This window comes from Desulfomonilaceae bacterium (assembly GCA_041662605.1).
Lineage (GTDB): Bacteria > Desulfobacterota > Desulfomonilia > Desulfomonilales > Desulfomonilaceae > CAJBEZ01.
In genome coordinates, this window is sequence record JBAZSD010000033.1 from 24,454 (window position 1) to 38,626 (window position 14,173).

The window sequence follows — 14,173 nt, forward strand, 5'->3', positions numbered from 1 at the left end:
ATCGGTTTGTGACGGAGGACGCATGTGGATCAGATTGGAATAGTTTCTACCCAGTACATCCAACTGGATGGTTTGAAGCTTGAGTCCGGTGTTTCCCTGGGCTCCATCACAGTGGCCTATGAAACCTACGGCCTGTTGAACGCTCAAGCTGATAACGCGGTGCTAGTTGTTCATGCGCTCTCCGGAGACGCCCATGCCGCAGGGGTGGACGAGGACGGCCGCGTGGGCTGGTGGGACGGTATGATAGGTCCAGGAAAGGGTATTGATACCAACAAATATTTTGTCATTTGCTCCAACTGTTTAGGGGGTTGCAAGGGAACCACCGGTCCAACGAGCGTCAATCCTGTCACGGGTGGACCTTACCGGCGTTCATTCCCTCTTATCACTATTGGTGACATGGTAAACGTGCAGGTAATGCTTGTGGAAAGGCTTGGTATCCGCAAATTGCACACCGTTATCGGTGGGTCGATGGGTGGAATGGAGGCATTGGATTGGGCTTGTCGCTTTGGAGACAGACTCAGGTCCGCTGTCGTGATCGCTGCCACTGCCCGTCTTTCTCCCCAAGGCATTGCCTTCAACTGGGTAGGAAGAAACGCCATATACTCGGACCCCGCCTCCACAGAGAGACATGGCGATTATTCAGAGGGAGTGCAAAAATCGGGACGGGGCCTTGCGGTGGCAAGAATGATCGGCCACATAACTTACCTGTCGGAAGAAACCATGCAGGTCAAGTTTGGACGAAAAATGGCGCTTCGCGACATGGATGGAACCACTTACAGTCTCGGAGAAAGCGAAGGTCTTGATGGAGAATTCGAGATCGAGTCCTACCTTAAACATAAGGGCAGCACCTTTATGGAAAGGTTCGACGAAGACTCTTACATTATCATTACCAAAGCAATTGATTATTTTGATCTCGTTCGCGAATATGGTGACTTGGTAAACGCTTTTAGGAACATAACAGCGAAGATGCTCGTGATATCGTTTACATCTGATTGGCTTTACCCAACATCGATGTCTCTGGCCATCGTCAGGGCCCTGCAGGCCGCCAAGAAACATGTTTCATTCGTAGAGGTGGATTTACCTTACGGACACGATTCATTCCTGGTCCCTCAGGGTATGCCTAACCTAACAAGAATAGTAAGAGGTTTTTTGAAGGGTGTTTGAACAGACCGCAGAAATCCGGACCCCATTTCACGAATTTGAGGTCGGGTTCAATATCATCATAGACTTGATTACGCCTGGGACCAGGGTTCTGGATTTGGGTTGTGGTTCAGGGACACTGTTGGCAAGGCTACGTGATGAAAAGGACGTAGAAGGATGCGGTGTTGAACTGGACCAGGAAAAGGTAATTAGATGTACCGAGAGAGGTATAAGAGTTATGACTCTTGACCTCGACCATGGGCTGGAAGGATTCCCTGATTTGAGTTATGAGTATGTTGTTTTAAGCCGAACCCTCCAACAGCTAATCAATCCGGAACGGCTGGTCCGGGAAATGTTGAGAGTGGGATCGAAATCCATTATAGCGCTGCCCAATTTTGGGCACTGGAAAATCACTCTTGAATACCTGCTGAAGGGTAGGACGCCGATAGTAAGAACCTTTCCACACCCCTGGTACAATACTCCGGATATTCATAGAATTACCATCAGTGACTTCCGCCAATTTATCCAGGACATCGGTGGAAAGATTGAGAAAGAATTCTTCATAAGCAAGGATACACCAAAAACGGACATTTTCTGCCCCAATTTTCGAAGTCAATGGGGCTGTTTTCAAATCTCCGCTCATTAGTATCAGTCATTTCAGATCCCGGCGAATTCCCGCCAGGTCCTGACAATCGCTTCGTGGGGGCTTGCCCCGTAACAAAATTCGGCGATTAACCTTGACCACTGGCGTCTATTTGTCTTAATCTAGCTATTTTGCATGATCATCCTGGTCATTAGATCCTTAATCCACTGGACCCGTTTATGATAAATCTAATTAAAGGCTTTCACGATATCCTGCCCGATCAAACCTCCAAATGGGCTTTCATTGTGGATACGGCTCGGTCCGTTCTGCAGAGGTTCGGATTTCGCGAAATCGTCACTCCGATCATGGAAAAATCGGAACTGTTTCAGAGAGGTATTGGTCAATCCACAGATATTGTGGAAAAAGAGATGTATACCTTTACTGATATCAGCGGCGATTCACTCAGCCTGCGACCTGAAGCGACAGCCGGGATCTTACGCTCGGTCGTAGAACATTCTCTCTTGAAACATGAGCCTGTGCTCAAGGTCTTCTCCATTGGCCCCATGTTCCGTCGAGAAAGACCTTCAAAGGGCCGATTTCGTCAGTTTTTTCAAATCAACGCCGAAGTCCTCGGAGATGACTCACATCTAACCGACGCGGAAACCGTTTTCGCTGCTTCTTCAATTTTTCAGGAACTTGGGGCTGAAAACTTTTCTGTAGAAATCAATTCGGTTGGCTGCAAAAAATGTAGGGCTCAGTATCGGTCGGAACTCAAAAAATATCTCCAGCCTTCATTGAATAAACTCTGTCCTGACTGTCAGAGACGGTTTGATACTAACCCCCTCAGAATTTTAGATTGCAAAGAACCTGAATGCGCTATCATAAGTCGTGACGCTCCATTGATAAGTGACTGGCTTGACACGGAGTGTCAGGATCATTTTCAAAGGACGCTTGGGGCATTGAACAGGATCGGCGTGAAATACCGCCAGGAGCCTCGTCTGGTAAGAGGTCTTGACTACTACTCTAGAACAGCCTTTGAATTTGTGCACTCACAACTGGGACGCACTAAAGCTATCGGAGGCGGAGGCCGCTACGACTCACTTATCGGGGAACTTGGGGGCCCGGATGTTTCAGGCATTGGTTTTGGCATTGGTATCGAGCGCTTGGCCATGAACTTGCCAGATGAAAATCCGGTATTCCGGAGACAAATTGACGTTTTCGTCGCTACCATAGGTTCCGGCGCACGAGACATTTCTTTCGATCTCGTCAATCAGTTGAGGAATAAGGGTTTTTCAGTTGAGACCCGGTATTCAGATATGAGTCTGAAGGCTCAAATGAAGACTGCGGACAGAATTGGCGCTCAATGGGTGATCATGATGGGTGACAATGAACTGGCCCAGGGAATGGTCACAGTTCGAAACATGAAAACCAAGGAACAGCGCCTGGTTGAACTGACAGGCGTCGAACAAGCGGTTCAAGGAGAAATAGCCTGATGTTACAAGCTTTGGACGGGTGGAAACGATCCCATCTTTCTCAAGAATTGTCTGATGCGGATGTAGGCAAGCGTGTCATTCTGATGGGATGGATTATGAGACGACGCGATCACGGCGGCGTAATATTTATTGACTTGAGAGATCGGAATGGCTTGGTCCAACTTGTCTTCAACCCTGAATTTTGTCTGGAATCCCACGGACGCGCCCACAATCTCAGACCTGAATGGGTCATTGCCGTAAGTGGCGAAGTTCGTCTTCGCCCGGACGAATCAATAAACCTCGATCTCGCAACAGGTAAAATCGAAGTTTTTGTGGACGAACTCAGGACTCTGAACTTCTCTGATCCCCCACCCTTCCCTTTAGACGAGGAAACAAACCCTACGGACGCCATCAGATACAAATATCGATATCTCGATTTGAGAAAACAGTCAGGAGCAAGAGAAAATCTCATGTTCCGCCATCGTCTCAATTCTCAAATCAGAAATTTTTTGAACTCTGAAGATTTTGTCGAAATCGAAACACCCTTCCTGACCACTAGTACTCCAGAAGGAGCAAGAGATTATCTGGTTCCCAGCAGGTTGAGCGCCGGTAGTTTTTACGCCCTACCCCAATCGCCCCAGCTATTTAAACAGCTATTGATGGTGGCCGGGTTTGAGCGCTATTACCAAATAGTGCGCTGCTTCAGAGACGAAGACTTGAGGGCCGACAGGCAACCGGAGTTCACCCAGTTGGATATCGAAACTTCCTTTATAGAGGAACAGGCCCTGTTCTCAATTATGGAAAGAATGATAAAGGGTGTGTTCCAGGATCTTCTTGGCGCTGATCTGCCCACCCCGTTTCCCAAGGTTAGCTACAAGGAAGCCGTGCTACGATATGGCCTAGATAAACCTGATGTGAGATTTGGGCTCGAATTGAAGGAAATTACATCCGTTCTTCAGGGAACTCAATTTGGGGTTTTCCGAAACGCTATGGATAACGGAGGCCTAGTTAAGGCTCTCAATGTGGAAGACGGCTCCAAACTTTCCAGGAAAGAGCTTGATGATTTGAGGGATTTCGCAACTATCTACGGAGGCAAGGGAGTGGCTTACGCCAGGATCAAAGAATCCGGACAATGGCAATCCCCTATAGCCAAGTTTCTGTCTGACAAGGAAAAATTGGACATTAACACCGTAGTTGGGGCAAACACTGGCTCAGTAATTCTCTTTGCAGCGGATTCGACGAAAATAGTCAACGATGTGCTTGGTAATTTGCGCAATCAGCTTGGCGCAAAATTGGGGCTTATTCCGGCCGGGGAATTCAAATTCGTTTGGATAACGGAATTCCCCATGTTTGAATACGATGAAGATGAGAAGCGTTTCAAAGCGATGCACCACCCTTTCACCTCTCCTATGCAAGAGGACCTGGCCTTTCTCGAAACGGATCCGGGTTCAGTAAGATCCCGAGCCTATGATCTTGTGCTTAACGGATCAGAAATAGGCGGAGGCAGTATGCGGATTTTTAGAAGCGACGTTCAACAGCGAGTTTTTAAGGCTCTGGGGATTGATTCTGAACAGGCAGAGCAAAAATTCGGATTCCTGTTGGAGGCTTTAAGATACGGCGCTCCGCCCCACGGAGGGATCGCTTTTGGAATGGACCGGCTGACCGCTATTCTTACCGGATCGGAATCAATTCGTGACGTCATAGCGTTTCCAAAGACGCAGAGAGCCACCTGTCCACTTACGGGCGCTCCAACTCCGGTAAGCCCCGACCAGCTAAAAGAATTAGGGTTAAGTGTTGTCAAGACAAAGAATTAGAAACATCTTAATATTTGAATACCAGAAACTGTATACGGGTTGAAGGAGCTTTACCATGGCCACATGGGATCCTAAAAGAGGCGTGCTATATCACGAATTCAACAAGTTCAGCAAAGAGAGGTTCCTTCGCGAAGTCGAGAAACCGAACCTATTGAGGAATATATTCCCATACACTGAAGTGCCGAAGATCGATTTCGATTTTGCCATGATTCCGATAAATCCGGCGAAGAACTTCCTCATGACCGATACCACATTCAGGGACGGTCAGCAGGCCAGGCCTCCTTTCACTGTTGAACAGATTTCGAGACTTTTCGACTTTCTCCATAGACTCTCCGGACCGAGGGGAATAATCAGACAGTCCGAATTCTTTCTCTATACGAAAAAGGATAGGGAAGCCGTAGAGGTCTGTCGTAAAAAGGGCTATCAGTATCCCCAAATAACGGGGTGGATCAGGGCTCAGAAAAAGGACCTGAGCCACGTTAGAGCTGCGGGGCTTACAGAAACCGGCATTCTGACGTCGGTTTCCGACTACCACATCTTCCTCAAGATGGGGCTGGATCGACGCAAAGCCATGGAAAAATATCTTGATATGGTGCGGACTACAATCGAAAAGGGAATTGCTCCACGATGCCATTTCGAGGACATAACCAGGGCCGATATCTACGGATTCTGCGTCCCCTTGGCGCAAAAGATCATGGAAATCAGAGAAGAGTCCGGGGTCGAAATCAAGATTCGGTTGTGCGACACCATGGGTTTTGGAGTCACATTCCCGGGGTCAGCTCTTCCGCGCAGTGTGCCAAAGCTTATTCGCTCCATGATTGACGATGCGAATGTTCCTGAAGATCTGCTGGAATGGCATGGTCACAATGATTTTCATAAAGGCCTCACAAACGCTGTATCCGCTTGGCTGTACGGGTGTTCAGTCGTCAACGGGACCCTTCTTGGAATAGGGGAACGAACAGGCAACACACCGCTAGAAGCTTTAATAATTGAGTATATGTCGCTTAGGGGTCATCCGGACGGTATGGATCCACGAGTAATATCTGAAGTGGCCGAATATTTTGAAATGGAACTAGGTCATAAAGTCCCGGATAATTACCCGCTAGTCGGGAAATCGTTTAATACGACCAGCGCGGGAGTTCACGCTGACGGGGTGCTCAAGAACGAAGAGATCTACAACATATTCGACACCGCAACCATTCTTGGAAAGCCACCGCTTGTCAACATTACCGACAAATCCGGCCTGGCTGGTATCGCTCATTGGATCAACACCAAACTGGTAGTACCCAAGGAAGAATGGGTTGACAAGAACCACCCTGCCATTTCCCGGATTTACGACATCGTGATGGAGCAGTATGAAAACGGCAGGGTGACAGCAATGTCGGATAAGGAGATGCTCGCCCTTGTTAAACGACACCTTCCGGAATTGTTTATTTCGGATTGGGATCGAATGAAGCTTATAGCAAGGGAGATGGCGTCCAAGATCGTCGAGAGATTCATATCTTCCACCCCAATGACAACCATGGATGTAAAAACCATGGAAAAGGCCATGCACGACTTTCTCAGGAAATATCCTTTCATACAATATTGTTACGTCGTGAACATGGAAGGGCAAAAGATTACCGCTAACGTCACCGACATAGCTGACAAATCCAAATTTGTCGAGTTTAAGGATAATGAAGACTTCTCTGACAGGTCATGGTTTATAATGCCGGTCAAAGACGGCAAGACCCATGTCCTGGGCCCTTTCACCTCCAGAATAACCGGGGCCCTTTGCCTTACTGTTTCCGGCCCGATTAGAGACAAAAACCACAAGATGGTTGGCGTACTTGGGTCCGATATAAGATTGGAAGAGCTGCTAAAGATCGAAAAAGAACTCATGGAAGAGCATGGCCTGGAGTTTACAGAAAACGATATCAGAAAATTGACAAAAAAGTACCGAGATTAGTTTCCCACCTCAGAGCCGTAATAGAGACGACTCTGCATTCCTACCAACCGACCCAAAATCTCTCACAGGTCCGCTGATCTCTGAGAGATTTTGCCTTTCCATTTTTATCATCCCATAACCATTCCGACAAGCCACACCTACATTAAATGTTGTTAATAACATATTGCAATAATATTAGTTTATGTTTACTTGTTGACTTTATTATATTTGTAAAATATAAGACCTCATTAATTCAGGAAGTTAAATATATTATATTATGTTTTAAATGATTTAATATATATAAATACTTATTTTATAAGACATTAAATGTCAAAACATGTAAACCAAACGCCAGATACAACAAGTCCCATTTTGTTGAGACACTTGATCTTTTCCTGGTCGATCAGGACTATAGTCCCGCTTGTTATGTTCATGCTGACATTCTGTTTTGTAGGGCCAGGTCTTGCCCAGCTCAATAATTCGACCCGGGACTTGAAACCATTGCTCCGGGAAACGTGGCGCGACGTAACATCTTTGCTCAAACCGGCCCAACCTCTCTTGGAGCCGAGGAGCTTTCTCGATGAGTCTCCAGAGATAAAAACAGCGCAGTTCACCTATGGGATGCTGGATGGGATACTCCCTTCTATTCCCAATTTGCAGGCCGGCTATCTCTACAGTTTTGGTAAAGACTACAGCCTCGGCCGCTTTGTAGGAGACATTTTTGTTCCCCTTAACCTCAAATGGTCCGACACCTTTTTTGGTCAGGGCCATGTTGAGTTTCAGGACTTTTGGCAGGTTCCCGGCTCTTTTCCTCAACACAGAGTTGATCTATCCTTTGGGGGAGGATATCGGAAGTTGATGAATCCGAACATAATGGTCGGATTTAACGGCTTTTATGACTCGACACGCATATTGGGCCAATGGTGGTCAGCGGGTGGAGTGGGAGCCGAAATGGCGGCTTTATTGCCAAACAAGGACGTTGTTGACCTGAACTTCAATTACTACGGTAACCTTTTCAGGGGACCGCACTATCTTGATGGGGAGCTGATTGCCGGACCCGCTAACATGGATTTTGAGGCTGGGTACACAACATCTCTTTTCGACAATTCCCACGATTTGCGCTTCAAGCTCAACATTTACAATTATGACGTACGTTACAGTGTCTATGGAGTCCGGGGCGGCGTTGATTTTAAGCCCTGGAGCGGGGCATTGATCCTTAGATATGAAGTCGGGCGGGACCAGATCTATGGATCCTACGAAACAGTGGGCGGCTTTGTAAATATTCCTTTGAATCTGGATGGATTTCTGACCGGAAAGCTTCCGTTTGTACAGGCCGGTGGTCCTGTTGACGACAGGCGCCTTGGCAACGGATTCCACGCTTCTCCGACTCCCGACGGAATATACCCTACCCCTCTAAATACTGAACCCAACCCACTGAGAAAACTTATGGACGAACCAGTGCACAGACAATTCGCTTCCCACGCCGTCTCAACAGAGTCTGTTGAGGGGTCTGAGCCCGCTCCAACCACTTTCGTGGCTCTCGGGGACGCGGAGGTTGTCTTTACCCTGTATCCAAAATATTCAGCCGCCATGCTTAACAACATCAAGCCTTCCACGATACAGGTGTCAGCGACTGTGACCTCTCGCGGGAAGGTAGACATAACGGCCATGAGGCTGTACATAAAGGATACGGGAATAGTTTGGTCACTGCCCATGCCGGACTGGACCATAGCAATGGGGAACAGTTACTCTTACAATTTAAGTCCGTCCGAGATAGACAACCTTTGGTCAGCCCTGTCTCAGAGCCCTGACCGGACAATATCCGAGGTGAGATTCAATCAATTAAACGGATCAAATCTTCAAAACCTGAACATTTCACTTACAATTACGCAGAGCGTCGTTTCAAAAAAATCTACCGAAACCAAATAGTGGCGAAGATGAACATTTCCGATGCATTGGGCAAATCATTGTTTAATCTTGAAAAACCGGCGCATAGGGGCATGAATTAAAATAGAATATAGCCGTTGCAACTATCCCAACGACATTATTCCTCACCTTTTTTATGAACCCACCTTCCCTCATTCGAATATCCGATAGAAACGTCTTTCAAGATCGCCTTCCTTTCTTTGAACTTGTCTTTCATCCCCATGAGCCAGGAACGATGAGCCAATCTGGCTTCCAAGTCTCCAAGGATATTGTGTGAATCGGGCGCAATCTCTAAATGAGGAGTCTCGTTGGGCCATTTTGTTTTGCCACGATTATGACAGGTGAGGCATTCAATCTCATCATTGTTAAGAAATTTGAAGGCGTTTCCAGAACAGAGGTTACATTCATGAGCTTTTGGTCTTCTAACATAATCCGGGTCTAGAAGAACCCTGCCCAAGTGAGCTGCGATGGATTTATTCTTCTCACTTAAAACCGCTTCTCCAGGAAGAGCGGCATGAACCAACCCTTGATCCTTGACGTCGAAACCCATACAAAATGCTGCTGAGGCGAGCGCCATGGGGCTATAACCGTCCCCACCTGCTATGCCTGCCAAAGCGACTGTTACTGCCGGCTTGCCGTAAAATTCTTCCATCCTCGCCAAGAACATGAGGGCACGGTCTGTAAATATCTTTACGATGCCGTAAGGACCCAAGAAGTAGGTCGGCGCCGCAAGAATCAGACCATTCGCATCACTCAACTCATCAATCACTGTTGACATATTGTCGTTCAAGGAGCATCTCCCTTGCTTGAACAGACATTGATAACAACCTGTGCAAGGCTTCAGGTCCATCTTGGTAAGATTCACCAATACTAATTCATGTTTTTCAGGGATATTGCGGCTTATCTCCTTAACAATCAGTTCGCTGTTCCCCAATTTCCTGGGCGATCCTATCAGGCCAACAACCTTCACCATTGAGACCATCCTCTCGTTACAGACCCAAAACTTGTTCCCACCATGGTCTAATTATTCTTCACCAAAGAATAATTACAACTAATTTCAAAAACTGTTTCCAAATATTGGACGTGTGATCTCTGTCAGGGACGGCGTGTCAAAGACGTATGCCGCCGCCCCAGGATTTAGGAGACTATGAATTATACAAGTTTCGGTATTGCTGTTTTACGACATTTTTCTGCAGTTTGCCTGTAGTTGTCTTGGGTAACTGGTCTACCATGATAACACCTTTAGGTACTTCGAACCCTCCAAGCTCTTTTTTGCATAGAGCAATAACATCCTCCTCGGAAAGCGTAATGTTCTCTTTAGGAACTATGAAAGCCGTGACCGCCTCTATCCATTTGTCATGTGGGAGTCCTACTACCGCCACTTCGGCAACACGTGGATCAGCTAAAATTACCCGCTCAACCTTGATAGACGGGACATTTTCACCGCCGGTTTTAATCATGTCTTTTTTTCTATCTACAAATGCAAGAAGTCCATCTTCATCAAAATAGCCCAAATCTCCCGAATGAGCCCATCCAAATTTTCTTATCTCATTAGTTGCGTCCGGGTCCTTCAGATATTCAATCAAATGTGCAGGACCGCGTCTTACGATTTCACCTATCTCTCCCTGTGGGACCAGATTACCATCGTCATCCATTATTGCCGTCTCTACAGTCAGAGCTGGTTCTCCCCAGTAGTTACCCATCTTCTTTAGTTGCCATTCGGGTTTAAAATTCTCAGACGATGGAAAAAATTCCGTTTGCCCTGTTCCTAACATGAAATTGGGACCGAAAGTTTCTATGCATTGATCAAGAGTCCTCTTGTCCATGGGCGTCATTGCGTATAGGCATCTCTTAACGTTAGAAACATCATAGTCCTTAAGTCGGGGATGATCCAATATTGCCCGCCACATCATGGGAAGGAGAAAAAGAAATCCAATTTTTTCCTCTTGGATTGTCTCCAGCATAATCGTAGGGTCAAAAATTCGAAATATTACAGTCTTTGATCCTATGTGAAAAAAGCTCGTGGCAAGTGTTTGCTGTGCGCAATGAAACATTGGCATCACTATTGCGCCGTTGTGTTCTCGAAATATTTGCAACTCTATTAGGTTGGTCAAAGACATGATGTAAAAACTTAGATGAGAAAGTACAATTCCTTTCGGTCTGGCCGTAGTGCCACTTGTGTACAAGACTGCAAAGGGATCGCGCTCCGAAATTACCTCTTCAATCTCTGAATCTGATTGACCATCCAGAAAATCATTAAAATCTATAAAATTTGGAGGCGTTTCACTTGTTGTTGCGGGGATTGAGACGAAATGCTTCAGAGTTTTACATTTGTCTTTAACTTTATCGATCAGGGGACAAAGAGCGTCATCGACAACTATTGCTTTCGCTTCAGAGTGATTGAGCATGAAGATTATGTCGTCCGGACCTAAACGAGGATTTAGTGGCACTACAACAAATCCCCCTTTCGCACATCCGTACAAGGCGACAACAAGTTCCCATGAGTTTGGCCCAAGAATCGCTATTTTATCACCTTTTTTTAGACCGAGGTTCCTCAACGCTGCTGCAAAACGGTTAAGCTGTGCGTTTAGCGCTTTATAGCTAAGACTTATACGTTTGTTCCCTCTGTTTTCCACAATAGCTTCCCTGTCCGGAATATGCCGTGCCTGACGTCGAAAAACATCTCCCAGAGCCACCCTTTGTACTAGATTGAAGTCCAATTCAGTAACCATTTCCTTAGCCTCCTTTTAGTATCCGAATTGTCGAAGTTTCCAGACCATACAGATACTTTGAATCTGTTACAGAAAAATACCCGCCAGTTAAACCCCCTCCTTTCTTTACTTAAACTAAACTGAGAACAGATTTACGACGATCATTCCCAAGGCCATGGCGCCTCCGGATCCCCTTGGTTGTGGAAAAACAAGCTCCTTTGCTGCTAAAACTTCCAATGCCATGTACTACTCTCGTCTCCCTTAGTGGACTTTCTCCGAAGTGGTGTCTACTTCCACCATCGGGGTGGATGTTATCTTTTCCAAAAAGCTGTCACCCGACAAAGAGTTCCATCTTCACTGTTGAACAGACATACAGTGCCGGGGGTATGGATAACCTCAGGACAAAAATCATGAAAAGTCAGTAATAAATCATTGGTGTAGTAACAGTTGACCCGGTCAAGAGCAAAACATGTTAGAATTTCTATTCTTTTTACTGTGTTCATAGATATCTACAAAAGACAATAAGCTATCAATTGTCACGTTAGCAATTCTGATCCGATTGCATCTGCTTCTTACGACAAAGGACAACAGTGTAGGCCTTTAGCATCATCATTAAAGACCTAACTCCCTAGCCACCTTTTTTCGCTGGAAATCCTGATCACCAAAGGCCTGATCACCCGCAATAGATCGCCTGTGGTAAAGGTGCATGTCATGCTCCTTAGTGAAACCAATTCCCGCAAAGATCTGATGTCCAAAGCTAGTCACACGCCTGTAGGCCCCGCCGATGCGTGCTTTGGCCATGGCAATTTCCTTGCTCGCTCTAGTCAGTTCACTGACTTTCCAGGCTGCCTTATAAAGGATGAACCGGGAACCATTAATGTCCATCCACATGTTGGCAAAATAATGCTGAATAGCCTGAAAACTGCCAATAGGATGATTGAACTGCGTCCTTTCCCTGGCATAGAGGAGAGCCATATCCATCACCGCCTGGGCTCCCCCAATCATTTCAGCGCATCGAGCCAGCGCTGCCTTTTCCAAAACATCTATCACCGCAGTCCAGGCTAGATTCACCCTTCCCAGAACATTCTCCTTGGTTACCCTCACATCATTAAATACGATCTCACATTGTTTATCACGAGCTAAGGTTTTAAGAAGCGTACACTCGATTCCCGGACTCTTAGCGTCAACCAGGAAAATAGTAAGACCATCCTCTGGATTTATCCCTTCTTCTGTCCTCGCCACACATAGGAAATAATCAGCAACATTTGCATCAGGGACAAAAAGCTTGGTACCACGGATGACATATTCATCATTGTCTAGAGCGGCCGTAACTTGAATAGAGGATGCATCACAGATAGCACTCAGCTCAGTCAAGGCCAAGGTAAGCTTTATCTCCCCACGTGCTATCTTGGGCAAGAATTCAATTTTCTGCTCCTCTCTTCCAAAGATTAAAACAGTCATTCCACCAAGGACAACCGTGGAAAAGAATGGTCCCGGACAAATGTTGTATCCCATTTCTTCAAATAAAACTGCCAAATCCAAGAAAGAACCACCAATACCACCATACTCCTCAGGAACTACCAACCCCATCCATCCCAACGCCGCCATCTTCTGCCACAATTCACTGGAGTATCCTTCGTCACTTTCATCTAATTTTCTCACCAAGTCCTTAGGACATTCTTTCGAGAGGAAATGACGGGCCGACTCCTTCAACATTCTCTGCTCTTCACTTAGGTCAAAATCCATCCTATCGCCTCCAACGTGACTGTATTTCGGCCAATCAACATTTTAGCTTCGGGGTAATCCCAATCCTCGTGTGGCGATGAGCCCCCGCATGACCTCAGATGATCCAGCGCCAATGGGGCCCGATATGGAATCCAAGTAACCAAGACTTATCATTCCTTTTAAAGGTACCCATTTAGAGCCCCTTGTCAGTTGCCCGTATGGTCCCAATATCTCCATCGCAGTGCTGGCAAATGTTTGACCTAGTTCTGAGCCAAACAGCTTTAATGCCGATGACTCAAGAGTCGGAACAACTTCTTTATCCATCAGCCAAGCGGTTCGCCAGTAGAAACCATAAAGCACCTCTATTTCAATCGCCATTGTTGCCAGCTTATCCCGCACCATAGAACTTCTCCCCAGTATTTCCCCATCACATGTTGTTTTATTTACATATTTTACCAACTCATCAAGAATACGCCTGAATGCTCCAACACCTAAAACAATTCTTTCAAATTGCAAAGCAACCATAAGATAATAAAAGCCCTTATTCATCTTTCCTACTACATTCTTCTTAGGAATTCTAACGTCATCAAAAAACACCTCATTAAAGGAATGTAGTCCACATACGTTCTCAATTGGACGAATGGTGATACCGGGCGATCTGTTATTTACAATCATTAGTGAAAGCCCTTCATGTTTTTTAGCAGTCGAATCCGTTCGGGCCATCAACCAGGCATAGTCCGCTATATGAGCGCCGCTACTCCATACTTTCTGCCCATTGATCACTAGGTCATCTCCATCTTCCTCCGCCCTTGTTTGCAATGAACCAAGATCGGATCCGGCGTTAGGCTCACTGTAGCCCAGCCAAAACCGCACCT

At 46.3% G+C, this 14,173-nt stretch carries 10 protein-coding genes; 6 read left to right on the forward strand and 4 right to left on the reverse strand.

The features are described 5' to 3' along the window. Nucleotides 1–24: 24 nt before the first annotated feature. From WC647_18125 to WC647_18150, 6 genes are all read left to right on the forward strand, one after another. A complete protein-coding gene (locus WC647_18125) occupies nt 25–1,164 on the forward strand; it encodes a homoserine O-acetyltransferase (GenBank protein ID MFA6224221.1) in 1,140 nt (379 codons plus the stop codon). Further along, the gene (metW, locus tag WC647_18130) at nt 1,157–1,786 is read left to right on the forward strand and encodes a methionine biosynthesis protein MetW (protein ID MFA6224222.1); all 630 of its coding nucleotides are present in this window, start codon (nt 1,157–1,159) and stop codon (nt 1,784–1,786) included. Before WC647_18125 ends, metW begins: the two co-directional genes overlap by 8 nt. A gap of 176 nt (nt 1,787–1,962) precedes the next feature. Next, a complete protein-coding gene (hisS, locus tag WC647_18135) occupies nt 1,963–3,216 on the forward strand; it encodes a histidine--tRNA ligase (GenBank protein MFA6224223.1) in 1,254 nt (417 codons plus the stop codon). Then, nucleotides 3,216–5,009: an aspartate--tRNA ligase gene (gene aspS / locus WC647_18140; GenBank protein MFA6224224.1), complete on the forward strand. Its 1,794-nt coding sequence runs from the start codon at nt 3,216–3,218 to the stop codon at nt 5,007–5,009. Before hisS ends, aspS begins: the two co-directional genes overlap by 1 nt. 55 nt (nt 5,010–5,064) lie before the next feature. Next, nucleotides 5,065–6,957: a histone-lysine N-methyltransferase gene (locus tag WC647_18145; GenBank protein MFA6224225.1), complete on the forward strand. Its 1,893-nt coding sequence runs from the start codon at nt 5,065–5,067 to the stop codon at nt 6,955–6,957. Between the two features lie 306 nt (nt 6,958–7,263). Continuing rightward, entirely contained in the window at nt 7,264–8,865 is a 1,602-nt protein-coding gene (locus WC647_18150) for an inverse autotransporter beta domain-containing protein (protein ID MFA6224226.1), read from the forward strand. Nucleotides 8,866–8,980: 115 nt separating this feature from the next. Here the strand turns inward: WC647_18150 and WC647_18155 are convergent, their stop codons facing one another. From WC647_18155 to WC647_18170, 4 genes are all read right to left on the reverse strand, one after another. Continuing rightward, nucleotides 8,981–9,835, reverse strand: coding sequence for a flavodoxin family protein (locus WC647_18155; GenBank protein MFA6224227.1), 855 nt, complete (start codon nt 9,833–9,835; stop codon nt 8,981–8,983). A gap of 172 nt (nt 9,836–10,007) precedes the next feature. Beyond that, the gene (locus WC647_18160) at nt 10,008–11,594 is read right to left on the reverse strand and encodes an AMP-binding protein (GenBank protein MFA6224228.1); all 1,587 of its coding nucleotides are present in this window, start codon (nt 11,592–11,594) and stop codon (nt 10,008–10,010) included. A 591-nt stretch (nt 11,595–12,185) separates the two neighbouring features. Beyond that, on the reverse strand, nt 12,186–13,319 hold the full coding sequence (locus WC647_18165; protein ID MFA6224229.1) for an acyl-CoA dehydrogenase family protein: 1,134 nt from the start codon (nt 13,317–13,319) through the stop codon (nt 12,186–12,188). Between the two features lie 42 nt (nt 13,320–13,361). Next, nucleotides 13,362–14,173, reverse strand: an 812-nt coding sequence (locus WC647_18170) for an acyl-CoA dehydrogenase family protein (protein ID MFA6224230.1), incomplete at its 5' end; no start/stop codon positions are given.